Origin of the sequence: Paraburkholderia suaedae (genome assembly GCF_040812055.1) — a bacterium.
Taxonomy (GTDB): domain Bacteria; phylum Pseudomonadota; class Gammaproteobacteria; order Burkholderiales; family Burkholderiaceae; genus Paraburkholderia.
The window spans coordinates 104,180-130,574 of the sequence record NZ_JBFOAH010000004.1; the positions used below are offsets into that span (position 1 = coordinate 104,180).

The 26,395-nt window shown below is 60.8% G+C and carries 21 protein-coding genes and 1 pseudogene; 14 read left to right on the forward strand and 8 right to left on the reverse strand.

The annotated features are described in order from the left end of the window. The first annotated feature begins 212 nt into the window (after positions 1-212). From ABQJ48_RS07835 to ABQJ48_RS07880, 10 genes are all read left to right on the forward strand, one after another. Positions 213-2,453, forward strand: coding sequence for a polysaccharide biosynthesis tyrosine autokinase (locus tag ABQJ48_RS07835; protein ID WP_367837120.1), 2,241 nt, complete (start codon positions 213-215; stop codon positions 2,451-2,453). Between the two features lie 88 nt (positions 2,454-2,541). Beyond that, complete coding sequence (tviB, locus tag ABQJ48_RS07840; RefSeq protein ID WP_367837121.1) at positions 2,542-3,819, forward strand: Vi polysaccharide biosynthesis UDP-N-acetylglucosamine C-6 dehydrogenase TviB; 1,278 nt, start codon at positions 2,542-2,544, stop codon at positions 3,817-3,819. 73 nt (positions 3,820-3,892) lie between these two features. Beyond that, positions 3,893-5,080, forward strand: coding sequence for a glycosyltransferase family 4 protein (locus ABQJ48_RS07845; RefSeq protein ID WP_367837122.1), 1,188 nt, complete (start codon positions 3,893-3,895; stop codon positions 5,078-5,080). Positions 5,081-5,097: 17 nt separating this feature from the next. Further along, positions 5,098-6,171, forward strand: a complete 1,074-nt coding sequence (locus ABQJ48_RS07850; RefSeq protein ID WP_367837124.1) for an NAD-dependent epimerase/dehydratase family protein — start codon at positions 5,098-5,100, stop codon at positions 6,169-6,171. Next, a complete protein-coding gene (locus ABQJ48_RS07855; RefSeq protein ID WP_367837125.1) occupies positions 6,168-7,328 on the forward strand; it encodes a glycosyltransferase family 4 protein in 1,161 nt (386 codons plus the stop codon). Before ABQJ48_RS07850 ends, ABQJ48_RS07855 begins: the two co-directional genes overlap by 4 nt. Positions 7,329-7,455: 127 nt before the next feature. Next, positions 7,456-8,568 (forward strand): glycosyltransferase family 4 protein, encoded by a 1,113-nt coding sequence (locus ABQJ48_RS07860; RefSeq protein ID WP_367837126.1) that lies wholly within the window; start codon positions 7,456-7,458, stop codon positions 8,566-8,568. 40 nt (positions 8,569-8,608) lie between these two features. After that, positions 8,609-9,349, forward strand: coding sequence for a hypothetical protein (locus tag ABQJ48_RS07865; protein ID WP_367837127.1), 741 nt, complete (start codon positions 8,609-8,611; stop codon positions 9,347-9,349). Further along, positions 9,346-9,570, forward strand: a complete 225-nt coding sequence (locus tag ABQJ48_RS07870) for a hypothetical protein (RefSeq protein ID WP_367837128.1) — start codon at positions 9,346-9,348, stop codon at positions 9,568-9,570. The genes ABQJ48_RS07865 and ABQJ48_RS07870 overlap by 4 nt, the downstream gene beginning before the upstream one ends. Then, positions 9,555-10,574, forward strand: coding sequence for a polysaccharide deacetylase family protein (locus ABQJ48_RS07875; RefSeq protein WP_367837129.1), 1,020 nt, complete (start codon positions 9,555-9,557; stop codon positions 10,572-10,574). Before ABQJ48_RS07870 ends, ABQJ48_RS07875 begins: the two co-directional genes overlap by 16 nt. A 12-nt stretch (positions 10,575-10,586) precedes the next feature. Beyond that, on the forward strand, positions 10,587-13,652 hold the full coding sequence (locus ABQJ48_RS07880) for an acetoacetate--CoA ligase (protein WP_367837131.1): 3,066 nt from the start codon (positions 10,587-10,589) through the stop codon (positions 13,650-13,652). A 147-nt stretch (positions 13,653-13,799) separates the two neighbouring features. On the opposite strand, the gene murJ is transcribed toward ABQJ48_RS07880, so the two are convergent. From murJ to ABQJ48_RS07905, 5 genes are all read right to left on the reverse strand, one after another. Beyond that, entirely contained in the window at positions 13,800-15,197 is a 1,398-nt protein-coding gene (gene murJ / locus ABQJ48_RS07885) for a murein biosynthesis integral membrane protein MurJ (protein ID WP_473094115.1), read from the reverse strand. 356 nt (positions 15,198-15,553) lie between these two features. Next, the gene (locus ABQJ48_RS07890) at positions 15,554-16,174 is read right to left on the reverse strand and encodes a serine O-acetyltransferase (protein ID WP_367837134.1); all 621 of its coding nucleotides are present in this window, start codon (positions 16,172-16,174) and stop codon (positions 15,554-15,556) included. Between the two features lie 178 nt (positions 16,175-16,352). Next, the gene (locus ABQJ48_RS07895) at positions 16,353-17,798 is read right to left on the reverse strand and encodes a GDSL-type esterase/lipase family protein (protein ID WP_367837135.1); all 1,446 of its coding nucleotides are present in this window, start codon (positions 17,796-17,798) and stop codon (positions 16,353-16,355) included. Positions 17,799-17,933: 135 nt separating this feature from the next. Further along, on the reverse strand, positions 17,934-19,571 hold the full coding sequence (locus ABQJ48_RS07900; RefSeq protein ID WP_367837136.1) for a GNAT family N-acetyltransferase: 1,638 nt from the start codon (positions 19,569-19,571) through the stop codon (positions 17,934-17,936). 721 nt (positions 19,572-20,292) lie between these two features. Next, positions 20,293-21,345, reverse strand: a complete 1,053-nt coding sequence (locus ABQJ48_RS07905) for a glycosyl hydrolase family 28-related protein (protein ID WP_367837138.1) — start codon at positions 21,343-21,345, stop codon at positions 20,293-20,295. A 226-nt stretch (positions 21,346-21,571) separates the two neighbouring features. Here ABQJ48_RS07905 and ABQJ48_RS07910 point away from each other — a divergent pair, with 226 nt between their 5' ends. Beyond that, positions 21,572-21,775: a hypothetical protein gene (locus ABQJ48_RS07910; protein WP_367837140.1), complete on the forward strand. Its 204-nt coding sequence runs from the start codon at positions 21,572-21,574 to the stop codon at positions 21,773-21,775. A gap of 333 nt (positions 21,776-22,108) precedes the next feature. After that, positions 22,109-22,813, forward strand: a complete 705-nt coding sequence (locus ABQJ48_RS07915) for a 4'-phosphopantetheinyl transferase family protein (RefSeq protein ID WP_367837141.1) — start codon at positions 22,109-22,111, stop codon at positions 22,811-22,813. A 110-nt stretch (positions 22,814-22,923) separates the two neighbouring features. On the opposite strand, the pseudogene ABQJ48_RS37795 reads toward ABQJ48_RS07915, so the two are convergent. The 3 genes and pseudogenes from ABQJ48_RS37795 to ABQJ48_RS37805 form a co-directional block, all read right to left on the reverse strand. Further along, positions 22,924-23,325 (reverse strand): annotated as a pseudogene (locus ABQJ48_RS37795) (dihydroxy-acid dehydratase); the annotation flags it as partial. Next, positions 23,307-23,411 (reverse strand): dihydroxy-acid dehydratase domain-containing protein, encoded by a 105-nt coding sequence (locus ABQJ48_RS37800; protein WP_473094116.1) that lies wholly within the window; start codon positions 23,409-23,411, stop codon positions 23,307-23,309. The gene ABQJ48_RS37800 and the pseudogene ABQJ48_RS37795, both read right to left, overlap by 19 nt. A gap of 42 nt (positions 23,412-23,453) precedes the next feature. After that, positions 23,454-23,621 carry a dihydroxy-acid dehydratase domain-containing protein gene (locus tag ABQJ48_RS37805; RefSeq protein WP_473094110.1) on the reverse strand — a complete coding sequence of 56 codons (168 nt, stop codon included), beginning with the start codon at positions 23,619-23,621 and terminating at the stop codon, positions 23,454-23,456. 117 nt (positions 23,622-23,738) lie between these two features. Here ABQJ48_RS37805 and ABQJ48_RS07925 point away from each other — a divergent pair, with 117 nt between their 5' ends. Next, positions 23,739-25,298 (forward strand): methyl-accepting chemotaxis protein, encoded by a 1,560-nt coding sequence (locus ABQJ48_RS07925; protein WP_367837143.1) that lies wholly within the window; start codon positions 23,739-23,741, stop codon positions 25,296-25,298. A gap of 261 nt (positions 25,299-25,559) precedes the next feature. Next, positions 25,560-26,042: a DUF4440 domain-containing protein gene (locus ABQJ48_RS07930; protein WP_367837144.1), complete on the forward strand. Its 483-nt coding sequence runs from the start codon at positions 25,560-25,562 to the stop codon at positions 26,040-26,042. The last annotated feature ends 353 nt before the right edge of the window (positions 26,043-26,395 follow it).

Sequence of the window (26,395 nt, forward strand, 5' to 3'; positions counted from 1 at the left end):
GAACGGGGAATGTCTGACTTCAGTTATTCCTGGTAAAGCCGCATGAGCCAATAATCAGTCGATTACGCAGCGACTTTAAGGGGTCCCAGTCCGATACCGGATATTCATCAAAGGTACTTTCAGTTCCACCCTCATGAGCATGGCGTGCTTGCAGTGCTTCGTCGAAGCACGCATCGTCCATTGACCAGGAAGAGCCTGTGACGAGACGTTCTATGAAAAGCAAAGATCAAGCGTCAGCAGAAACGACAGCAAGCGACACTGAGATCGACTTCGCATCGATCATGGAGACCCTGGGCCGTCGTTGGAAGATGATCGTGGTAACTGTCGCGGTCGTCGTTGGCATCGGCGCGGCGTACGCGCTCTTCTCTGCGCCGGTCTATCAGGCCGGCATGCTCGTCAAGGTCAACGACACGAGTGTCGCGCCACCGCCCGATCCTCGCGACATGGTCAGATCCGCGGCATCCATGTTCGATCAGAAGTCCACGGCCGAAGGCGAGATGCAGATTCTCGCCTCCAAGTTCGTGCTCGCGCCCGTCGTGGATGCCCTCAAGCTCTACATTCAGGCAGCGCCGCACCGTTTCCCGCTGATCGGCAACTGGCTCGCGCGCCGCACCGACGAAACCGCGCAGCCGGGGCTGTTCGGCAAGGGAGGCTTTGCCTGGGGAGCCGAAGCGATCGACGTGGCCGCGTTCGATGTGCCGAGGAAGTTCGAGGGCGCGGCATACACGCTCACCTATCTGGACGATGGCCACTATCAGGTGCGTGGCCCCGGCATCGAGACCGGGATAGGCGGTCAGGTCGGCAACGTCGAAAGGTTCGACACCAGTCTCGGCCCGATCAGCTTGCTGGTGAACAGAATTCGCGGCGAAAAGGGCGTCCAGTTCGATCTCACGCGAAACTCGCGCGAGTCGGCCGTGGAAGGGCTGCAGAATGCCCTGCTGATTGCGGAGCAGGGCAACAAGTCGGGCGTGATCAGCGTCACCCTGGAAGGCCACAATGCGGCGCTGGTGAGCGAGACGATCAATGAGATCGGCCGCGTTTACCTGAATCAGAACGCAGAGCACAAGGGCATGAACGCGGAAAAGTCGCTGGAGTATCTCCAGCAGCAGCTTCCGGAGGCCCGGCGTCAGATGGAGCAGGCCGAAGACAGCTACAACGCTTATCGCAACAGCCATACGCTCCTTAACGTGGACGAAGAAGGACGTGTCGTCCTGCGCCAGGCTTCCGAGGCCGACGCTCAGCTGATCGAACTGAAGCGCCGGCGTCTCGAACTGGCGAGCCACTTCTTGCCGGCTCATCCGAGCGTGATGGCGCTCGACCAGCAGATCGCGGCGACCCAGAAGTACATCGACAACCTGTCTTCGCGCGTCAAGGCGATGCCGGCGACCGAGCAGGGCGCGCTTCGTCTGCAGCGCGACGTGCGCATTACCACTGATATGTACTCCGCCCTGCGCAACAACATCGAAACGATGCATCTGATCAAAGCCGGCCGCGTGCCCTCCGTGGAGCTGCTCGACCGGGCGGTGGTGCCGCAGCGTCCCGTCAAGCCGGTCAAGGCACTCGTGCTGGTGATCGCGGCCGGTGTGGGGCTGTTCCTCGGCATCGTGTTCGCCTTCGCGCGCGACTTCTTCTCCAAGGGCGTGCTCGATCCGGACGAACTGGAGTCGAAGACCGGTCTGAGTGTCTACGCGACGATTCCTTTGAGCGAAAGACAGGAGCAGCTTGCCAAGCGGATTGCCGTCAAGGCGCCCGAGCAGCTAGCGCTCGCCTCGCGCTACCCGACCGACCCGGCGGTGGAAGGGCTTCGGATGATGCGCTCGTCCCTGCAATATGCACTGATGGACGCGCGCAACAATATCGTCATGCTGGCGGGCCCCTTGCCCGGCATCGGCAAGTCGTTCGTGTCGGCGAACCTGGCGACGCTGCTGGCAGCGGGCGGCAAGCGCGTGCTTCTCGTCGATTGCGATCTGCGCCGCGGCCACCTGAATCAGTACTTCGGTCTGCCGCGAGGCAAGGGACTCGTCGATGTGATCCACGGCTCGCATTCGCTCGAAGAGGCCGTGCATCCCGCGATACTGCCGAACCTCGACTTCCTGCAGTGCGGCGTGTATCCGCCCGACCCGGCCGAACTGCTGCTGCGCGGCAGCTTCGCGCAAACCATCGATCGCGCATCCGACGCATACGACATCGTGCTGCTCGACGCACCGGCGATCCTCGCCGTGTCGGACACGGCGATCATGGCGCCGGTCGCAGGCTCGATCTTTCTCGTTGCGCGCTACGAGGACACGCGTTCGGCCGAGATTTCCGAGTCGGTGAAGCGACTGGGGCAAACGGGTTCGATCGTGACGGGCGTGCTGCTCAACGGCTTCAAGGTGCATTACGGCAACTACGCCCAGGCGCGCCGGTACGGCGGCTACGCGTACGAGGCCTACAAGAGCGATCAGGAAAACTGAGGACGGGGCTCGCGCCGCATCCACTTGCTGTTATGCCCATATCCGACGCTGTATGCAACATCCTGCATGTTAAAAAGGAGAACTGATCATGCTCTCGCCACATGAGTTGAAGCTCGGCATTGTGGGTCTTGGCTATGTCGGCCTGCCTCTGGCCGTGGAATTCAGCAAACATTGTCCCGTGGTGGGATTCGATATCAACCGTGCGCGTATTTCCGCGCTGCGGGAAGGACGCGATATCACGCTCGAAGTCGACGATTCCGAACTCGCGGCCGCCACCGGCATGCAGTTCAGCGCCGAGGTCGAGGACCTGCGCGACTGCAACGTGTTTATTGCCACCGTGCCCACGCCGATCGACCACTACAAGCGTCCTGACCTCGCGCCGCTGATTGGCGCCTCGCAAACGATTGGCAGCGTGCTCAAGAAGGGCGACGTCGTCATCTATGAATCGACGGTCTATCCCGGCGCCACGGAAGAAGAGTGCGTGCCGGTGCTCGAGCGGATGTCGGGTCTGAAATTCAACACCGACTTCTTCGTGGGCTACAGCCCGGAGCGCATCAATCCCGGCGACAAGTTGCACCGGCTGCCGGATATCCGGAAGGTCACCTCCGGATCGACGCCCGAGGCCGCCGAATTCGTCGATCAGCTCTATCGTGGCATTATTGCGGCCGGCACTCACAAGGCCAGCAGTATCCGCGTTGCCGAGGCGGCCAAGGTGATCGAGAACACGCAGCGCGACGTCAACATCGCGCTGATCAATGAACTGTCGATCATCTTCAACAAGATGGGTATCGACACGGAGTCGGTGCTGCTCGCGGCCGGCACGAAATGGAATTTCCTGCCGTTTCGTCCGGGCCTGGTGGGCGGACACTGCATCGGCGTGGACCCGTACTACCTGACGCACAAGGCGCAGGCAATCGGCTATCACCCAGAAATCATCCTCGCCGGGCGGCGCCTGAATGACAGCATGGGCAACTACGTCGTGTCGCAACTCGTCAAGACCATGACGAAGCGCGACATCGCCATTTCCGGCGCGCGCGTGCTGCTGATGGGCCTCACTTTCAAGGAGAACTGCCCGGACCTGCGCAATACCCGGGTGGTCGACATCGTCCGCGATCTCAAGGAATACGGCATCGAGGTGGACGTGTACGACCCTTGGGTGTCGAAGGAAGAAGCGCGGCATGAGCACAATATCGACCCGATCGAGGAGCCGCCGAAGGGCGCCTATGATGCGATCGTGGTCGCGGTGGCGCACCGCCAGTTCGTCGAGGCGGGCGCCGATGCGATTCACGCGTACGGCAAGGCGCGACACGTACTGTGCGACCTCAAATACGTGCTCCCGCTAGGGGCGAGCGACATGCGGTTTTGAGGCGAGCGGACCGGTTGAATCCGGATTCGAAAACGAGCCGCGACGATGCATATCGGGAAGGTCGGAGTTCACAATGAAGATGCCCAAGGTCGTCCTGTTCGCCAACACCGATTGGTATCTCTACAACTTTCGGATGTCGTTTGCGCGCACGCTGCGCGAGGAAGGGTTCGAGGTCATCCTGTTGTCCCCCGACGGCGAGTACGGTCCGAAGCTGCGCGATCTGGGCTTTTGCTGGCACGCGGTACCGATGAACCGGAGGAGCCTCAACCCGCTGCGTGAGCTCGCGCTCGTAATGTGGCTCGCGCGGTTTTTCGCCCGAGAAAAGCCACAGATCGTGCACGGATTCACGATCAAGAGCGCCGTCTACGGGTCGCTCGCGAGCAAGCTCGCAAGCGTGCCGGCGCGTGTGAACGCCGTGGCGGGAATGGGTTACGTGTTCACGAGCGGCGACCTCAAGGCGCGCGTTCTGAAGCCGCTCGTGCGCCAGGTGATGCGCCTCGCGCTGAATGGGCGAGACAGTATTCTCGTCCTGCAGAACCCGGACGACATCCGACTGTTCGAAGCCGCGCGCATCGTCAACCAGAAAGCGATCCGGCTCATCAAGGGTTCGGGTGTCGATCTCACGCGCTTCAAGATGAAGAGCGCAGCCGCGCAAGAGCCGGTCTTGCCGCTGCGTGCGTTGCTGGCAGCGCGTCTCGTGTGGGACAAAGGCATTGCGGAATACGTGGAGGCGGCACGTTTGCTCAGGCGCGAACACCGTACCGTGCGTTTTCTGCTTGCCGGCTCGCCGGACGACGGCAACCCCGCATCGGTCAGCGCGGCCGTGGTGGAGGGCTGGGTCAAGGAAGGGCTCGTCGAGTGGCTCGGGCAGGTGAGCGACATGCCGAAGCTGTTCTCGGAAGTCGACGTGATGGTCTTGCCGAGCTACCGCGAGGGTTTGCCCAAGGCCCTGATCGAAGCCGCCGCCTGCGGTTTGCCGCTCATTACGACAGACGCGCCCGGATGCCGCGAAGTAGTCAGCGAGTCGGGCGTGGACGGAATATCGGTTCCGGTTCGTGACGTGCCGGCGCTCGCCGCTGCGCTCAGGCTGCTCGACGACGACCGCGAGATGGGCCGAAAGCTCGGTCTCGCTGCACGAGAAAAGGCGTTGATCAATTTCGATGAACGCATTGTCATTGAGAAGACGTTGAGCGTGTATCGCGAACTGGTGCCGTCGATTTCGCTCGAAAGCGAGCCGCGAGATCATGCCTCGTACGTATGAAGAATGTGGAGACTGTGATGTCCGATCGTTACGATTCGATTCGGCAACAACTGCTGCGGCATCCGCAGAAGTGGTTGATCACCGGGGTGGCGGGGTTCATCGGTTCGAACCTGCTGGAGGCGCTGCTCAAACTGGACCAGCACGTCACTGGGCTCGATAACTTCGCGACCGGTCACCAGCGCAACCTGGACGAGGTGCGCTCACTCGTGACGGCCGAGCAATGGAGCCGGTTCAGGTTCATCGAAGGCGACATACGCCATCCGGAAGACTGCCGCGCCGCGGTAAAGAACATCGATCACGTGCTGCACGAAGCGGCGCTCGGCTCCGTTCCCCGCTCGGTCAATGATCCAATCGCGACACACGAGGTCAACCTGAGCGGTTTCCTGAACATGCTCGTCGCCGCGCGCGATGCGGAAGTTCAGAGCTTTACGTACGCGGCGTCGAGTTCGACCTATGGCGACCATCCCGGTCTGCCCAAGGTCGAGGACCGCATCGGGCAACCGCTCTCGCCTTACGCGGTGACCAAGTACGCCAATGAACTGTACGCGACAGTGTTTGCTCGCACCTACGGCTTCAACACGGTGGGCCTGCGGTACTTCAATGTGTTCGGCAAGCGTCAGGACCCGGACGGCGCCTATGCCGCGGTGATTCCGAAGTGGACGGCCGCGCTCATCGACGACACGGACGTCGTGATCAATGGGGACGGCGAAACGAGCCGCGATTTCTGCTTCATCGACAACGTGGTGCAGATGAACATTCTCGCGGCGACGTCCGACGCCGCGAGCCGCAACCAGGTGTACAACGTCGCGGTCGGGGATCGGACGACGCTCAACCAGCTCTACGGCTGCCTGAAGAGCATGCTGGCGGAAAACGGGCTCGCGAGCGACCGGCGTCCGATCTACGCGCCCTTCCGGGCGGGCGACGTCCGGCATTCGCAGGCCAATGTCGACAAGGCCGCGCGACTACTCGGCTACGAGCGCCCCATCCCGCTTGCCGACGGGCTGGCCATCGCCATGCCCTGGTACATTCGCTTCCTGTCGCAGCGGCGGCTCGCGTCGAGCGCGGGCGATGCGACGACGAGGCCCGCATGAAAATCGTCGTCTTCATCTACTCGATGCACGGCGGCGGGGCGGAGCGCGTCACCGCCAATCTGACGAACGAGTGGGCGGCGCTCGGCTGGGAGGTGACCATTGTCACGCTGACGGCTGGTGAAATCGACTGCTATCCGCTGCATCCGCGGATCAGGCGTATCGAGCTGGGCCTTGCGGGCGGTTGCGAAGGCGCAGGCGGACTCTTGCCGACGCTGAGGGCGAACCTGCGACGCATCGCGGCGTTCCGGCGGGTGCTGCGGGACATCCAGCCGACGGTCGCGCTAGGCGTCATGGCGACCGCCTCGGTGCTTGCGGTGCTCGCGGGCATCGGGTTGCCGTGCAAAATCATCGCGAGCGAGCACACTCATCCGCCCAAGGCGCCCCTCACGCCATTCTGGGAGCACTTGCGGCGCTGGACATATCGCCTCGCGGACAAAGTCGTCGCACTCACGGATGAAACCCGGCAATGGGTCGAAGCGTATTGCCACTGCACCGGCGTTGCCGTCATTCCGCCTCCTTTCACGCTGCCGATCGCGCGGACCGACCCGGTCATCGAGCCGCAACGCGTGGTCGGGGACAAACGGCGGGTGCTGCTCGCAGCGGGTCGGCTCTCGCCCGAGAAAGGGTTCGACAGTCTGATCGAGGCATTCGGGAAAATCGCGAACACGCTGCCGCAATGGGATCTCGTGATCGTCGGCGAAGGGCGCGCCCGGGCGTCGCTGGAGCAGCAGATCGACGACGCGCATATGCGCGGTCGCATCTTCCTGCCGGGCCGCGCAGGCAACGTCGCCGACTGGTACGAGCGCGCGGATCTCTATGTATTGAGTTCGCACTACGAAGGGTTTTCCATGACGCTCGTCGAGGCCATGGCGAGCGGCTGCGCGGCCGTGAGCTACGACTGCGATTCGGGACCGCGCGTCATCATCGAGCCGGGTACCAACGGACTGCTGGTGAATCCGGTGGGCGATGCGAACGCGCTTGCGCGCGCGCTCGAAACGCTGATGAAGGACGACGCCGAGCGCCATCGCATGGCACTGCGGGCGGTCTCTGTCATTGAAACCTTTGCGTTGCGCAAAACGATTGCGTTATGGCAACAGGTCTTCGTGGAATCCGGCGTGGCTTTCCCGCCGCGCGCCGATCTCCCTCTTTGCGGTTGACCACGAGCACGCCATGGCCACCCATCCCCGCGCCGCGCGCTTTTCTATTCGACGTGTTGCACGGCCAACATAGTCTGAGGAGTTGTCGATCCATAATCGTGCGACCTCCATGCGGAGCCGGACCTCAATGAAGATCATGCTGGTTGTCAGTTCAATGGGAAATGGCGGCGCCGAGCGCGTGGCGGCAACGCTGGTGAATGCCTGGGCGAAACGCGGGGACTCGGTGACGCTGGTCATTACGTATAGCGGTCGCGGCTCGTGCTTCTATCCGCTCTCGGACAAAGTCCGCTGCATCTATCTCGCGGATCTCGTGAAGCAGGGGGCGCGAGCGCTGCGTTATCTCGCCCGGTTTGCCGCGCTTCGCTCGCTCATCCGCAACAGCGACCCGGACGTGGTCGTGTCGTTTCTCACCAACGTGAACATCTCGGCGATTCTCGCGTCGCGCGGCCTCGGCATTCCCGTTATTGCATGCGAACACATTGACCCGTCGGCTGACGGCCGCTCGGCGCTCCTCAGTCTGATGTGCCGGTTCATCTATCCGAGCGCGAGCCTGCTTACCTTGCTGACCGACAACATGGTGGCCCCGTTCAAAAAGATGGTTCCGCACGTCAAACGCATCGAGGTGGTGCCCAACCCGCTGCCCGACGAACTGCTTCTGCTGCAGCCTCAGGTTGTCGAAAAAGGCGCTCGCAGGCGGCTGATTGCGGTGGGGCGGCTAAACACGCAAAAGCAATTCGATCTGCTGATCGCCGCTTTTGCCACGCTCTCACGCGACTTTGCGGACTGGGACTTGTGGATCTGGGGCGAGGGGCCCGAGCGCCCGAGTCTCGAGGCGCAGGTCACGCATCTGCAGATCGGGCATCGCGTGTTTCTGCCGGGCAAGACGACGACACCTTGGGAAGAGATGTCGCGCTCGGATGCTTTCGTGTTGTCGTCGCGTTACGAAGGCTTGCCCATGGCCATGCTAGAAGGCATGGCGCTCGGGCTGCCGACCGTGGCGTTCGACTGCAGGAGCGGGCCGCGCGAACTGACACGTGGAGGACAGGACGGACTGCTCGTTCCGCCCGGCGACAGACAGGCGATGATCGACACGTTGCGGCGAGTCATGTCGGACGAGTCCCTGCGTGCCGAACTGGGCCGCAAGGCAGCGGACTCGGTGCGGCAGCGCTATTCGGCTCAGGCGATATTGCGCATCTGGGACGGCATTTTCGCGCAGCTCGGGGCGCGCACGGTGCAGTGAAGTGGGGGTTCCAAGGCGCGTTGCTCACACGGCAACCGGCATGACGAAAGGGCTCGGTCAGGACCCCAGACGAGCGGCCGGCTTTCGAAGTGCGATCAGGAAGACCAGAAGGAGAACAACGATGGTTGGCAGGCGACGCGTGATCCACTCCTTGCTCCTCGGGGCCGTGGCCGGCGGGGCGGGGGCGATGGGGTTCGACGCACGCGCGACGCTCGAGCGGGAAGTCGTCGCCGACAAGTCGTTCGGCGTCAAGGGAGATGGCAGGAGTAGTGATCGCATCGACCTTCAGACTGCGATCGACCAATCGGTGGGTATCCGGGTGGTGAACCACCACGCGGACCGCTGCCGGCGCCAGGGCGTGTCGATCATCAGCGGCAAGAACATCCTGTTCGAAAATCCTCTGTGGGAAAACATCGGCGGCACGTTGCCCGAGGCCGGGCTCGATGCCGAGCCGAACGGCAACACCGACATCCTGCAAAACATCCACCTCGTCAATCCGACGACGCGCAACTGCCGGACCGGCATTCTCGTCTATCTGATGGAGATTGCAGGGCCCGTGCCGAAGCACATCGATATCCAGATCACGAACCACCGCGAAGAGGGGGCGAGCGATGCGGCATACAGCGTATCGGGCCTGAAGATGAAGGGGCGCATCGTGTCCGGGCAGATCGTGAGCCGCTGGCCGAGCTGGGTCGGCTCGCGGCTGGGCAGCGTCGAGAGCTATGACTACGACAAGGCGGGCCCCAGGATCATCGTCACCAACCTGCGGCTCATTCCATGATGCAAGAGCTCAAGCGCCCGGAGCTTACGCCTGTAGTCTTCGCGAGCGTTCCGGAAATCAGGTTGCGAAACGCGGCGGTTCTGACCATCACCTTCGGCGTGTTCGTTGCCGTCGCTGCCGATGCCACGAAGCGTTACTTCGAGGGCGTCTACCATTATTTTTCGCGCTGTCGTGGGCAGACGTGCCTGCCGCAAGCGGAGACGTCATGTCCTATTTTGTGATTTCACTGGATTTCGAATTGATGTGGGGCGTGCGGGACCACCGGGCGATTGCCTCATACGGCAAGAACATCCTGGGCGTGCGTGAGGCTATTCCGGCCATGCTCGCGCTATTCACCAGGTATCGCGTGAGAGCGACATGGGCGGCGGTCGGTCTCCTTCTCTTCGACAACAAGAAGGACCTGTTGGCGAACCTGCCTTCGCTCAGACCTTCTTATGCCGACGCGAGGCTGAGCCCCTATGCGAGCGGCTATATCGATTCAATCGGCCCGGATGAGAAAAGCGATCCGTACCACTACGGCCTGTCGCTCGCACGCCAGATCGTCGACACGGAAGGCAGCGAGCTGGGCAGTCATACTTTCTGCCACTACTACTGTCTCGAAGCGGGGCAGGACGCCGCCCAGTTCGCCATCGATCTGCAGGCGTCGATTGCAGCGGTAAAGCGCGTGTCCGATGCGCCCGTGAGCATCGTCTTCCCGCGCAACCAGTTGAACGGCGCTTACCTCGCGGCCTGCGCTGAGCAAGGGCTGATTGCGTATCGGGGCAACGAACGCAGCTGGATCTACCGGGAGTCCGCACGCACCGACGAGGCCGCGCTGCGGCGAGCCGCGCGACTGACCGATGCGTATCTCGATCTCTCAGGCGATAACGCGTTTGATCCGCAGCCATCGGGCGGGCTGATCGACGTGCGCTCGAGCCGCTTTTTGCGTCCCTATGCGCGCGACAAGCGTGCACTCGAATGGCTGCGCATTCGTCGGATCGAGCAGTCGATGACGTCGGCGGCCCGCGCGGGAAAGTCATTCCATTTGTGGTGGCACCCGCATAACTTCGGAGCCAATCTGGCGGAAAATCTCGGGGTTCTGGAGGCGCTGCTCAAGCACCATGTGCGCTTGAGGGACGCTTACGGCGTGCAGCCCGCCACCATGGCAGAAGTCGCCCGCGCGGTGCTGGCTGCCAGGAGCCCGAGACCGAAAGATAACTGCCCGCTCAGCGCGTTAATACAGTGAGAGGTGTGCGCGATGGATCACGATGACTTCATCCGGGAGGGCGCGCACAGGTATGCGCGGGTTCCTCTTTTTCAACCTGTAGCGCAATCGCTCGCACAGTCGCGGATGTCGCGCTTCACCGAGGCCTTCGAGGCTTTTACCGGCGAGCGCTTCAACACCTATGCGGACTTGCATGACTATTCGACGCGCGAATATCGTCGATTCTGGCAGTTTTTCCTGCAGTGGACGAATGGCATCGAATGGTCCGGCGACGCGCAGACGGTATGCGTGGGCGACGAGTGCGAGACCGCATCGTTTTTCCCTGCCGTCGAACTGAACTACGCGCAAAGTCTGCTCAACCGGCAGGTCGCGCCGGACGATTCGCCCGCGCTCACCTCCTGCTACGCCGACGGCCGCCGCGAGACCTATACGCGCGGCGAGTTGCGCGAGCGGGTCGAGCGCCTCGCCCATACGCTCAGCGGCTTGGGCGTGGGTCCCGGAGATCGCGTGGTGGCGATGATGCGCAACGACGCGCAGGCGATTATCGTTGCGCTCGCCGTGACCGCGCTTGGCGCGACGCTTTCGACGGTTGCGCCCGAGACCGGTGTAGAGGCAATCCTGGATCGGTTCGTGCCGCTCGAGCCACGCATCCTGTTCGCGCATACCGCGCAGTGCTCCTTCGACACCGCGGGCTCGATCGCCGCACACGTCGCCGCCGTGGTCGCCGCACTGCCAACGCTGACCGACTTCATCGGCCTCGATGAAACGCCGTTGCCCAGCGGGGTCACCACGCCGCAGCACGTGCTGCGCGATCTGATCGTGCGCGGCGACGCCGCACGGTTCGACTGGAAGCGCTTTGCATTCAACCACCCGCTTTTCATCATGTTCTCGTCGGGGACGACGGGCAAGCCGAAATGCATCATCCACGGTGCCGGCGGTACGCTCATCGAGCATCTGAAGGAACATCAGTTGCACAGCGACTTCGGTCCCGGCGACAAGCTCTATTTCCATACAAGCTGCTCGTGGATGATGTGGAACTGGCAGCTCTCCGTGCTGGCTTCCGGCGTCGAGATCGTCACCTACGACGGACCGGTCGCGGAGGTGGACACGCTCTGGAGGCTCGTGGCCGACGAGCGTGTGACCGTATTCGGCACGAGCCCCGCGTATCTGAAGATGAGTGAAGATGCCGAGCTCGAACCCGGCCAGCAATTCCAGCTCGACGCGCTGCGTGCGATGATGTCGACGGGCGCAGTGCTGTACGACTCGCAGTTCAGTTGGGTCATGCAACATGTGAAGCCGCTGCAGCTCCAGTCGATCTCGGGCGGCACCGACATCATCGGCTGCTTCGTGCTCGGCAATCCGAACCTGCCGGTGTATGCGGGCGAAGCGCAGTGCAAGAGTCTCGGTCTGGACGTGCAGGCCTGGGACCAGGGTGCGTCGACTTCCATGACCGGCGAGCTCGTGTGCGTCAATCCGTTTCCGTCGCGCCCGCTCGGATTCTTCGGCGATAAAGACGGCGCGCGCTTTCATGCCGCGTATTTCACGTCGAACCCGGGCGTATGGACGCACGGCGACGTGATCGAGTTCTCGGTGCAAGGATCGGCGCGCCTGCATGGCCGCAGCGACGGCGTGCTCAACGTGCGCGGCATCAACGTGAGTCCCGGCGAGATTTACCGCATCCTCGGCGGCATCAGCGAGATTCATCAGGCGATGGTGGTCTCTCAGGCCCCCGACGAAGCGAGCGGGACAGCGCAGCGCGTGGTGCTGCTGCTCACGTTGCGACGGGGCATGAGGCTGACCGGCGCGCTCGCCTCGCGGGTGCGGCGCGAACTGACACGGCAGGGGGCGGCGGCCCTGGTGCCCGATGTGATCATCCAGGTCGATGCGCTGCCCGTCACGCACAACGGAAAGCCCTCGGAGGCGGCCGCGCGCGATGCCGTCAACGGCCTGCCGGTGCGCAATCTGGCTTCGCTCGCCAACCCGGGGTGCGTCGAGCAAATCAGCCGACATCCCGCGCTGTCGCGTGAGCGCCGCGAGCTGCCCGAGCCCGGCAAATCGGCCGCCCGGATACAGCGGTACTTGCGTGCGCTGTGGGAACAGCTCTTTAGCTTTTCACCGATCGGTGAAGACGACAACTTTTTCGAACTTGGCGGCCATTCGCTGCTCGCGGCACAGATGCTCGCCGATATCAAGCGAGCAACCGGGCGCACGCTGCCGATCGCAACACTCATCGTCGCGCCGACCATCACCCGGCTCGCCGAGGTGATCGCCGACGAGCGAAGCCAGGAGGCGCATCCTAATCTCGTGCCGATGCGCGCGGGCCGCGGGCGGCCCATTTTCATACTGCACACCATCACCGGCTCGGTGATGGAATGTCTTACGCTCGCGGGTACTCTGCAGAGCGAGCGGCCGGTGTATGGTCTTCAGGCGCGAGGACTCGATGGCGATGAAGCGCCGCAGCGGCGTGTCGAGGAGATGGCGAGCCTATATATCGAGCAGATGCGCGCGGTGCAGCCGCAAGGCCCTTACGCGCTCGTCGGCTATTCGTTCGGCGGACTGGTCGCATTCGAGATCGCCCAGCAGCTCATCGCGACGGGGGAGAAGATCGAGCTGCTAGGTCTGCTGGATACCCTTGTGGATGAACGCTTTCTGCCGCTGCGTGCCTGGATGGGCCTTCAGCTGCGGGTCTTTGCACGACGCTGGGATGAATTCCTTTCGCTGAGCGGCCGCTATCGCATCACTTATGTGAAGCGCAAGACCTTTGCGGTTGTCGACCGGATCGGCGAGCGTCTTGGCCGGCCCTCACGCAGGCGCACATTCGATACCGAGGGCATGCCGCCGACGCTGCAGCGGGTACGCAAGTCGATGAACATCGCCATGACGATGTATCAGCCGCGACCCTATTCAGGGGGACCGATTCTGTACATGCGTGCGACTATCAGGGATGAGACCGAAGGCGACTCGCTGGCGACCTGGAAGCGGGTAGCCAAACGGGGCCTGACGGTTTTGCCGGTGCACGGCCTGCATACGGATCTCGTGGTGGAGCCGCACCTCGCCGTCGTCGCCGATGCGCTCGCGCGCCGGCTGCCTGCGGCGTGATGCTATTTTCTGTTTCCTTTGAGTTCCAGTGAGGATGCGATCGGTGTGATTTCCGTCGCGCCGGGTTTCGGATCGAAGCGCCGTGCGCGAAGAGGGGAGCCGCTCCCATGCCTCGAATCTGCCCGGCCTGGCGAGGCGATGCCGGCATCATTCAATGCTCGCATGGCCTTGCTGGCCGGTGCCGGAGTAAGGCGGCGCGAAGCGCGTCCAGAAAACGTAGCACGCGAGTATGCCGGCCGCCCCTAATCCCGTTGCGAGCAGCACGCCCTTGGTGCCATAAAGGCGAACCAGAATCACATTGGCCGTGAGTTTAATCGCAAAGCCGAGCACGGATATGACGGAGATCGCCTTATAGCGTGTCTCGCTCGCGAACAGCTGGACAAGCGCGCACATCCCGAAGGAAAACGGCACCTGCACAAGTCCAACGCGAAACAGACTCGTGACCGCGATCGTGTCTTCGGTCGTGAACGCACCCTTCTGGAACAGCAGCGCAATCGCATACGGCGCGAGCACGTATGCGATGCAAGCACCGACGATTCCGACCGCCAGCATCAGGACTGACCATTTCAGTGCGGTGCTGCGGGCTCTTGCATGATCGCCGAGAAAAAGCATTTCCGAGAGGATGGGCAAAGCCGCGCGGCTGATCGCAAGCGCCCCCATGCTCAGAAGCAGGGAGAGCAGCCTGTTTGCGTATCCCAGCGTGGCAATGGCGCCATCACCGAGTTGCGCCATGAAGTACTGATCTGCGGGAAGCCAAAGGCTCGCGACCACGGAGCCGACCATCAGCGTTCCCATAGAGCGAATCGTGCCGGGCCACTGGCTGGCCTGCATCGAAATACGTGGAAACGCAGGGCCGCTATCCGCTTTTCGTGCCAGCATTCTCAGCCAGGTGGCCTGGACTACGAAGCCGATCGTCGTGCCCAGCACGAGCGGCATGATCGACGTGTTGTCCCGCGCACCCAGCACGAAAACCAGCAAACCAAGGGCAGGGACGCACTCCAGCAGTGTATTGATGTGCTTTTCCGAAGCCTGCAGCCGGGCCGCCGAGATGCAGATCATAAAGGTCAGTACGCCAATCGGCGTCATGCCGAGGACCATCTGCCGGCACATTTCGCGGGTCGAGTCGGAGAGGTTTCCCGAGAAAAATCCCACCATGTGAGGCCAGCAAAAATACAGCAGAAGTGAAAATACGATGCCGATGACAAGACCTAGTCCTTCCAGTTCGCTAAGGAACCGGTTCTGCTGGGCCTTGTCCTTTCGGAGCGCCACGAGGGCGGGCACCAGCACGACGCTCAGTTCGCTCGTGAGCATCGCAGGCAGCCAGGTGATCAGCGTGAGCGCAAGTTGATAGGCGTCGACCGTGCCGCTGATCCCATAACGGTACGCGATTGCCATTTCCTTGGAGGCGCCAATGCACTTTCCGGCAATAACGAACACCAGCAGGACGAGAGCGCTCCTCGCGATTCGCTTATGGTCCTGATGAACGCCAAGCAGACGTCTCTTTACCGATTCCACCGTTGTGGTCAGCACTATCCTCTCCAGCATGGCGCTTCCGTCGTGGTGCTCGACGTCAGGCACGCATTGTTATGCATTGAATTACACGCTGCCGCATAGAGCACCCGCCGCATCCGGCACGCCCAACGGCTGCGGGGACGGACAGGGTCATCGTGCCCAAGCGCCGCCGCGCACCATTGACGGCTCTTTGCGTACTCAGGGAGCGTGACTTAAAACCAATTGGACGAATGTTCGCTAAGGAACCCGCGGATAGCGATGCCGACCCGGCAGGGATCGATGCTCGCAGGGAAAAGACAAAAATCCCAGGTAAGAAGTGCCCCGCGCAAAACCATTTTCTATCGGAGCAACGCCGTTGCAATGAATCCGGAGAACAGCGGGCCGCCCCCTTACTCTCCCTGCTGGAGAGCCGGGTCGGTCGTGGTCCATCTGTGCAGGATGTAGCGTCCGGCCCGATTGAGCAATGCGTCGTCCGAGATGATCCTCGCCGGACATCCCGCAACGGTCACGTTCGGCGGAATGTTTTTTGTCACGACACTGCCGGCGCCGATCGTTACGTTGTCGCCAATAACGACGTCTTCGATAATGCAGACATTAGGACCGATGTAGACGTTGTCGCCGATCGTTGCGGCCTTGCCTTTGTTCGATCCGATCGAAACGCCCCGCGATATGTTGCAATTAGCGCCAATGATAGCCGTCGGATTAATGGCAAGGCTGCCCACATGACCGATGTAGAAACCCGGCCCGATTTGCGTGCGCGGACTGATCACGAACCCGAAGCGTCGCTGCTTCATGCGAACGATATGATTGAGAACAAGGCACGCCGGTCGCGATTTTGCTGCGTTCGCAAGACGGAACCAGAACATGAAATTGAATCCTTCATTCACCAGGAATTGCTTCACGAACGTTGCAGGGCCGAAGGGGCCGGTGTAGCGATAGAGATCGCTTTTGACGAGGTCAAAAGTTTTCATTTCGTGGCTCTGCGTGGTCCATTCAAATTCTTTTGCCACTTCGGTCCGGAATTCGACACCTTATCTGTTAGGTACAGCATCCGCGAGACGAAGGCGAGAATCAACCTTAGACTATTATTTCCTGGCGATGCGATCGGTGCGAAATGGAACATATAACCGCGATTGACCGGAAATTCATCGCTGGCAATGCCCGAACTTCGGCGACGTGATGTCGTTGTCACCGTGCAGACGTGTTGTTCTGCGCCGCGGAAGAGTCGTGCAGCACGTCAAGATCGAGCGCATTGGCAATGGCCTGCAAGCCCGCCTCGTTGGGATGCAGGTGGTCGCCGCTGTCATAGGCCGGCAGATAAGCCGCGGGATTGGCGGGATCGCTCACCGCTGCGGCTTGATCGAGCACTGCGTCGCAGCCGCTCTTCGGATAAAGAATGAAGGCGTTCACCCTCTTACGCTCGATTTCGACGGCCGGAGTCCAGTCCGGCGTACCCTGAAAGGGCGTGAGCGTCGAGCAGATCACTTTGACATCCGCATCGTGCGCACGCCGGATCAATTGTCGAAAGGCCCGAATGAGCTGGGAGGACGTCGACGGCGTACGGTTGTTGAGATCGTTGACGGCGTTATCGGAAATGACCACCCACTTGACGTTAGCCTGTTGCAGAACGTCACGCTCGAAGCGCGCAAGGCCTGCCTGACCTGCCGCGTTGTTGAAAAAATCGTTTCCGGCAATGCCTTCGTTCAATACCCCGACCACCTTGCCGGCTTTGCTCAGCCGCAAAGCAAGATCATTGGTCCAGCGCCGGTTGGCGTTGCCGTTTGACGCCATGCCATCCGTAATGGAAGCGCCAAACGCGACGAGTGCGCCTAGTGCAGCCGGGTTACGAACGTCGAGGTTGGTGAGAAAGTAATACGATTGACCGTCCACGATTCTGCCCCCAGTGAATGCCGGATCGGCACTCACATCGCCGGGCGCAATGTACGCGTCTTGCAAGCCATCGACGTGACCGGTTGAGCGCGGCGGAGTCCGTTGGGGCAAATGGAAGCTGATGGCCACATCGGCGAGTGCCGGCACCTGGAAAGCGACGGGGTCGCTTGCGACCGCTTCGCCTGGTGCAATCTTGACATAAGGCTTCCCATTGAAGGTGACGACGCGGTCGGTCTCGGCCAGCGTGCGCTGACTGGCCTTACGCTTCGCGATGCGCACGTTGCGGATCACGATGGGTTCGGTTCCGAATACGTTAGAGAAATGCAATCGGGCTGCATTGCCGCCGATGCTGGTATGCACGATTTGCCGCACCGTCTGGTTGTCAAAGCCCTCATCATTCGTAATCGATGAAGCCACCGACCAGGTGCCGGTCCAGGACACGGAAGAAGGGACGACTTGCGCGAAATCGGACAGTGAATATTGCAATGCAATTGCTGCGGCGAACGTGAGCCGTAAAAGTCGACAGATCGATTTGTTAATGTCAATCTCCGGAAACGATGGGAAAAAGCCAGTACGTGCCCAAGCGTATCGATCAGCGCATCCCGCTTTGAAAGCCTGTCGGCGGTGCGAAGTGCCCACCGTAGTAGGGGAGCAGCGTAAGGCGAGGTATTCTGGCGCGAGGTCGTCAAGGTGCCCTCGTGACGCATTTCGAATGACGCATCCGTCGCTGATGCTCGCCAACATCCGGCCAAGAATTCAGTTGCCGATTCCAGCGGCAACAAGTGCTTCCGTTCTCGAGACGTGCAAAGTATTCGCACGCGGCCCATCACCTATGGGTGAAGTCGACGCCGTCGCGCTGCGGCGCGCCATCCAAAGACCTTAACTGGACGGCATCAGTGTTTGCGAGGTGCTTTCACCGGCAACATGGGCGTTTAAAAACAAGTCGTTTTCAGGTATCCCTATGTTTAACTGCGCTACTCTTCTCACCGATGTCGCCTCGTTTAACCATTTCTCCATGCATATACTGAGCATTTTCGCCCCGTTCTCACTGGGATGTGCGTAAAAGCCGACCAGGAGTGGGGTTCCTGCAGGCACTCGGGAAATCGATACATCGCTGGAAGACGCCCTCTCCCCAGAAACTATCCAGCAACTAGCGATTAGCCGGCCGTCTCGCACGACCGTGTAAACGTCCGCTCCCTGATCGATGAAGCGTTGTGCCTCGTTCATAAAATCGCGGCGCGATTTCGCCTGCGTCGTCGACTCATATCTTATAAGGTCGACGAGCTTGTTCTTTCCGACTGCGTCCAGTCGTTCATTCATTTTTCCGCCATGAACGGCGTTGAGCTTGCAAATGCGAAAGGTAATCTCCGGTTCGAGCGGATTCGAATTCTCTGGAACGGGAGCATTGCGGCTTTTCCCGAACATCGCCGCTAAACTGCGTGCAGGCTCCTGTGCGGCGATCCTTACCAGCTTTTTTACGGCTTTTTTTGCCAAATCACGCGTTTGCTGGTATTCAATCGCCGTTCTTAGACGCGGAAAAAAATACAGCGTATGAGTTCTCTCGTAGGAGGTCGCCAACTGGTCCTTATATTTGTCGCCTCCGGGTGTGAGGTCGAACACCCGGCGCTCATCGCGGATCAATTGCTTCGCTAGCATCAGCATATGCAGCATTGCAGGGCTGTGACGTGCGTGGAACGGAGAATAGCCAGTCGAAATCAGGTGCAAGTACCCGCTGCTTTGTATGCCCAGGAACCACGCAACAATCGTTTCATCGACGCGCAAAACGGTCATGTGCAACACGTCCGAATACTTTGCCACTGCAAGGTAAAATCGCTTCAGATCGGCATCGCTCAGAAAGGGGCTAGAGTTATATCGACCGATCTGTCGGAACTCGTATAAGGGCCACGCGTGCTCGAAGACTTCAGGAAACTCATCGCGTTCCACCTTGCGGAATGACACCGCTCCCAGCCGCTTCAGTCTGTTGAGCTTGACCTGTTTGGATTTCAACGCCCGATTGATGCGTTGTTCTTCGTCGAGGCCTATCAAAGGGCGAGAAGACGGTGCTAAATAGCACTTCGTTCGGATCCAACTTGACTTCGCCAGTAATCCGAGATGTGTCGCGGGAGGCAGATATCTGAGCTTCAAGACCTGCCCAGGCCATGTTTTTCCAAGCAGATCCAAGGCTTCGAATATGAAGGAGTCTTTCGCGTCATCGCGCGCAAGCCAGACCTGATACTCAGAGAGCATGTCTCCAGCGTAAACCAGTTGTCCGGTTGACCTCCTGATCGCAACTGTAAGTAGCCCACGTAGTTCACCCTGTGGGTTTGACATCGTCAGAATGACAGGAACAAATTGTTCCCGATAGGTCTCGTACCATATCTTCACAAAGTCGGGAGTCTGAAAAACGGTCCCCCAGGAGCATGCCCCGTACAGATCGAGCCATTGATGCAGAAACGTGGATTCAGAGATTAGATCGAAGGCTGCTTCACCGCTGGAAATTACCGTCGTTCGTTTCATTGTGTCGTCACAGGTCAGCGAGTAATGGGAACGCGTTTTTGCCAGGGGCGAGAGATGCGACGATGATCTGGCTCAGACCGCGGCAGCATCTCCGGGCCGGCGATGCGAGCTCAGATGTCGGTAACGCTTTGTAGCCGTGATTCGCCATCATGTCTCATGAGCGCCGGACAGATCGGATCGACAACGCCCCTCGTATCGAGGATCTAACAAAGTTATTTTGTAAGCTGATCAAACGGGAGATGCTCAACCGGTTGCGCGCGAAGACGGCGCCAGGCGACCCATATGTATGTACTGATGCGACGAGGTCTTGAGTCGAATACAGGGTTGACGCCAACGACGATCTCAGTGCCGCACATGCGCGGATTCGACATGTTGAACTTGTGTTCTGGTTCTCGAATGCTAGCTGGCCTCACTAGGTCGTTCTGCTCGGTAGCGTACAAACGCGTGCTCCGGTGTCAAACGATGATGGTCGAGTTCCGCGGTCTGACATGATCCACGCAACAGCGAGCGTTCGCGACGGATCGCGTGCGCATCACGATGCCGTCGAACTGGAAAAAATGCGAGTCACGGCCACGATACGATGGTCGAGTCGCTTTTCGGCGACGCCGCTTACGGCCTCACGATTCTGGCCGACGTCACTGCCTTCATGAAAGCCCATTAAGCGTGTGCGCGTGGCCAGCTTCAACCAGCGCCCGATCGCGTCGACGAGCGCGCCGCCACCTTATTCAATCGAGCAGTGATTGCAAGTATTATCGATGTATTGGGCCGGCTTTCCGCGCTCGGGGGGGCTCATCTGGATATAGCCGCCGTCGAGCTTGTTATGACGGACGATGTTGCGGCTGTAGTCGACGCCCCCTTCGCCATTGGACCCCCCGGTGATGTTGCCGCCATTGATCATGGCGTTACATTCGAGAACGTTGCCGCCGGTGTCCTGGCCGGCGTCGTTGTTCTCGACACCGAGGCGGCAGTTATCGGCCAGGTTATAGGCGACATGCCCGTTGATCGAACCCACCAGGGCGATACCGTAGAGCGGGCAGTTGGCGAATGAGTTGAATACCAGAACATCCCCGGTCCCGCCCCCTTGCCCTTCGGTCTGAAACATCGATTGACCGAAGAAGTCGCGAAAGCTATTGCCGGCGAGGACAAAGTTGTCCACCGCGCCATTGGTCTGCACCGGAATATCGTAGTGTCCGGGACGGTCCCAGTCACGGATGCGGGTCGGGTTGGCGCCCACAAAGGTACAGCCAACCAGGCTGTTCCCGGTCGACGGACCCTCGAAATTGAACATGTTGCTATCCTCGCGGACCGTCTTCCTGAACGTTACGCCGGGTTCACACTGGATATGCCGGTGACTGGCCTTGATTATGACTGTGCCATTGATCAGATAGGTCCCGGCAGGGACCAGCACGTCGCCAGCGTTGACCGCCGCCTGGAAGGCCTTGGTGTCGTCGGAATTTCCATTGCCGGCGGCGCCGTAATTCTTCGGGTCCCGCGGGTTGATCAGCGTTGGCGGGGTGAATGAAGTCTGCGGGCAATTGGCCGTGTGCGGGACCGGCGAACTGCTGAGGCCGCCGCCGTGGCCTCTACTGTTCTCGCTGTCATTTCTAACCGGGCGCAACCAGCGCATGAAATTGCGGCCCGAGAGGTGATCCCAGATACGGCCATTGTCCCAGGCAGCGTAGGCGGTATCGAAATGTCTCATCCCGCCCGGAAGGTCGATCGCAAGCACAGACACACCAATCAGGAACACGCCAACCAAGGTGGTTTTTTTCATTTTCATTCGCTGAAGTCGACAGATCGATTTGTTAATGTCAATCTCCGGAAACGATGGGAAAAGCCCAGTACGTGTCCAAGCGTACCTGTCAGCGCATCCCGCTTTGAAAGCCTGTCGGCGGTGCGAAGTGCCCACCGTAATAGCGCAGCCGTGCAGGGCGAGGTAGTCCGGCGCGAGCTCGTCAAGGTGCCGTCGTGACGCATTTCGAATAACGGACCCGTCGCCGATGCTCGCCGACAATCCGGCCAAGATTTCAGTTGCCGATTCCAGCGGCAACAGGCAGCGCTTCCGTTCTCAAGACGTGCAAAGTATTCACGCACAGCGCGTTGCGCTGGCGCGGCGCCATCCTCGAGACCGCCTCGGGCGGCATGTGGCCATTCGAGCATGGATCTGGCGAAGGCGACTGTTCGTCGTCGAACGCAATGGATAGCATGCGACTTCCTGGAGAAGAGGGGAGTCATCCAGCAACCTGGCGCATCGGCGGCCTCGCCTGGACTGAACTGAGGCACCGCAGACCCTTCCGCAGCACCATCGCATTCGGTCGCCAGCGCGGACGTTTGGGCGACCATGGCTGCCCGATCCATCTCAAGTCACAGTGTGCGAGCACGTACGTTAATCGGACGAAACCGCATGTACCATATCGTCAACGACGACCCCGGCGACATAGCCTCGTTTGAGCGCGCCGAAGACCGCGACAAAACGAGCCGATCTTGGCGCTTATCCCCGATCGTCTCATGTGACCTCCAATGTGCAAGATCAGCCAATGAAACTGCTCGCGGGTATCCCGCTCCCGCCAGGTTGTCCGCCCGACGTCTCGCTCTGGCGCGTCGATGTCGCATTTGATGGATATCTCGATGACGAGATCTTTGCGCAATTATCCGAAGACGAGCGTGCCCGTGCTAAGTCGTTCCATCGTACAAGCGATGCCCTGCGCTTCGCGACGGTTCGAGCGGCACTGCGCGAACTGCTGGCCGACCGAATTGGAGTGATGCCAGCACAAGTGACGCTGGCAAAGGGAGAATTCGGGCGACCGATGCTCATGCACCAACACTCTCTCGACTTCAACGTGTCGCACTCGGGCAGTTATGGACTCATTGCCTTGTCTTCGCGCAGGCGGGTGGGTGTCGACATCGAGATGCGCGCAACGGATGTTGACTGGCGCGCGGTCGCGGAGCTGGCACTCGACCCAGCCGAGCGCGCAAGCATCGAGCGACTGAATGCTGCGCAACAACTGGAAGCGTTCTACGATGTGTGGGTCATGAAGGAATCGATCGTCAAGGCTGCGGGCATCGGTTTGACCGAGGACCTTCGACGTCTTTCTGTGTTACCAGACGGGGAAGGTCTCGTGCGGGGGCACTCTTGCTCAACTGAAAATGCGGCGCGCTTTCGAGTTGCCACACTGCCCGGTCCGGACGGTTATAGGGCCTGCGTTGCGTGGTCGGAGCGCGCGGACTTGAACCTCCGTTAGGCGATGATGAAAAGCGTATTCATGTGCCCTGTAGGGTTGCGATTTCGACTTTCTGCAGGCGCCGCAGATGCAGATGACAGTGCCGCAGACGAAGGACTGAACTCGCAACCTTAATCGGCTTGCGTGATTGTCGTCAGGAATAGCTTGCGATAGCCCCTTTCGTGCTCATCGACCACATGCGGCGGCACGGCGGCGAGCCGTTCGGCGATACGCGTGTCGTCGAGTTCTAGCGAGATCGAGCGTTTGGGGACGCTCAGGCAAATCCGGTCGCCATTCTGCACGATCGCGAGCGGACCGCCAACGGCGGCTTCCGGCGTGACGTGCAGCACGATGGTGCCCGCAGCCGTGCCGCTCATACGGCCATCGGAAATGCGCATCATGTCTTTTACGCGTTGCCGGCCGAGCTTTTTCGGAATCGGAATATAGCCTGCTTCCGGCATGCCGGGCGCGCCAACCGGCCCGATACGCTTGAGCACGAGAATGTCGTCGGCGTTCATATGCCGTTGGTCGAGTCGCCGATGGCGAGCAGAACGCGCAGCGCATTCTCGATTGCTTGCGGCGTGAGGATTTTTTGCGGCGTGAGCTGCGCGCCGATCATCGCGACCGCCTGCTGGGCGGTGCGCTCCACGATGCGAGCCGGTCAGCTCGCCCCTGTCACAAGCTGGATAGCGGGCACGTTCGCCGCTGCGGCGCCCATCAATTGCGCCGGCACCGTCTTGTCGCAACCGCCGATCAGCAGCCCGCACGCTTGCCCGAAGGGTCGCGTCACCGGGTCCAGTTCGGGTGTCCCCTGATTCAGGAAACGCACCGCCGTGCCGTAATCAGTGACAACCCGCTGACAACTCGTGCGCTCGACGCGACGCCAGTGTGGTCGGACAGTGAGCCGGCGATTGATTCGGCGAGGGTTGGCTATGGAGAAAACGGCGTGAATCGATTCAGCTTGAACACCAAATTATGGCTCGCATTGTTGATTACCTGGCTTGGTCTGCTGGGACTGGGCGGCTGGGCAGGATGGCAGTCGCGCACGACGATGCTGTCGGAGCGCAAGGCGGCCGTGCAAAACGTGGTCGAATGTGCGTACGGCATCGTGGCCGACTATGCGAAGCTCGTCGATCGGCACGAATTGACGCTCGACGAGGCCAAGCAACAGGCGATGGCGCGACTGTCGGTGATGCGCTATCCGGGCAACGGCTACATGATCGTCACCACGGCGACACCGGTCGTCATCATGCATCCGACACTCGCGGATCTGCGCAACAAGGACGTCAGGCAGTACGCCGACACGGAGGGCAAGCTGCTGTTCGTCGACATGGTCAAGCTGGCGCAGTCGCAAGGGCAGGGCTTCGTCGACTATATGGCGAGATTGCCCGGCAAAACTGAACATGTGCCGAAAATCAGCTTTGTCAAACGCTTCGACGGCTGGGATTGGTATCTGATTTCAGGCGTCTACGTGAACGACATCGACGAGGCGTTCCGCGCCGATCTGCTGCGTTATCTCATCACCATTCTTGCGATAGGCAGCTTCAGCACGATCGCACTCGTGCTGATCATCCGCAACGTGAAGCGCAGTCTTGGCGGCGAGCCGGCGTATGCCGCGCATGTGGCGGAAACCATTGCGGACGGCGATCTGTCGCGACCCGTTGCGCTGGATGGCGACGACCGGCAAAGCATGCTGTTCGCGATGCAGCGCATGCAGAGCCGGTTGGCCGACGCGATCCGGCGCATTCGCGGCGGCACTGAAACGATCACGGTCGCGGCAGAACAGATCGCCGCGGGCAACATCGATCTGTCGGCGCGTACCGAGGAGCAGGCGTCGTCTCTCGGCGAGACGGCGGCCAGCATGGAGCAGCTCACCGCGACCGTGAAGCAGAACGCCGACAACGCGTTGCAGGCGAACCAGATGGCGCTCAGCGCATCGAAGCTCGCGGGCGAAGGCGGCGAGGTCGTTGAGCAGGTGGTCGCCAACATGCAGAACATTGCAGCGAGTTCCGCGCGCGTGGTGGACATCATTTCCGTTATCGAAGGCATTGCGTTTCAGACGAACATTCTCGCGTTGAACGCGGCAGTGGAAGCAGCGCGTGCGGGCGAAGAAGGCCGCGGTTTTGCAGTGGTCGCCGGCGAAGTGCGCAACCTTGCGCGCCGCAGCTCGGATGCCGCCAAGGAGATCAAGAGCCTGATCGAGGACTCGGTCGAACGAGTCGACGACGGCAAGGCGCTGGTTGAAAAAGCGGGCGGCACGATGCATTCGCTCGTCGACGCAGTCAAGCGCGTCACGGACATCATCAGCGAAATCTCGGCGGCGTCTGAAGAACAAAGCCGTGGCATCGAACAGGTCAACGTCGCGATTGCGCAGATGGACGAGACCACGCAGCAAAACGCAGCGATGGTCGAACAAGCCGCTGCCGCCGCGCAATCGATGCAGGAACAGGCGCAGACGCTGCGCGACGTCGTGAAGATGTTCCGGCTGCAGGGCGAGCCTGCGTGACCTGGTGCCGGATTGCGGCGCGCGCCATTCGGCGAGCGCCGCTTTCGGCTGGTCGAATGATTTGCACCGGTATTGGCGAGCTGGCTGCTTCGCGCTCAGGAGAAAGTCGCCTTTCGCGAAGGTCTGAGCGGATCTCCGCTGCGCCGCGCACGACGTCGTTCTCGACCATGAGAGCATTAGGGTATTTGTCCTTTTCGTGCGCGAAGGGCCATACTTCAAGCGCTGCCCCTTCCTCCCACGCCCGACTGGAGAAGTGCCGCCATGAAGCTCTTTACCCTTGCTCTCCTGGCGGCCGTGCTCGCCGGATGCGCCGCGAACCAGGGCCTGTCCAGCAACGCGCCGGTGTCGCGCACCGAAAGCTGCAAGGCCACGTCGGATCAGGAGATAGCGGCGCTGTTCGATCGATGGAATCAGTCGCTGCAAACCGGCGATACGCACAAGGTGGTCGCCAATTATGCGGAGCGTTCCATTCTTCTTCCGACCGTATCGAACAAGCCACGCCTCACGGTCGCTGAAAAGGAGGACTACTTCAGTCACTTTCTTCAAGATCGCCCGTCGGGGAAAATCGATTTCCGCTACATTGAACTGGGGTGCAACTCCGCTGTAGACGCTGGGCTTTACACATTCACCTTCGCCCGAACGGGAGCGGTCGTTAAGGCGCGCTACACGTACACCTATCGCTGGGACGGGACGCAATGGTTGATTACAAGCCATCATTCATCGGTCATGCCGGAGAAAGAATGATGTCGACCGATCGGATCCGTGGTCGCGCGCCGAGGCTCGGGCCGGAGAAACCATTCGACGGCGCGCCGGGCATCGGCAAAGCAGTGACCTGACAGCCACCTGAGCACCCCGCGCGCAGGCTTAGGACTCCCAGTCGTCCTCGCGGGTTCCCTTCGACGCCTAAATCCGTCCTGCAATAATGTATTGCGAAGCTGGAACGTATGGCGTCCAGACACGCTTAAACGCACCGCAAACGCAGGCGGAACGGGCACTTGACGCCTGATGTCCCAGTCATTGATTCGCCACCCGCCATGTGCGTTTCACCGAGACCCTTGGTGACTTACCTCTATCATGCTGCCTTCGCTATCCAACGG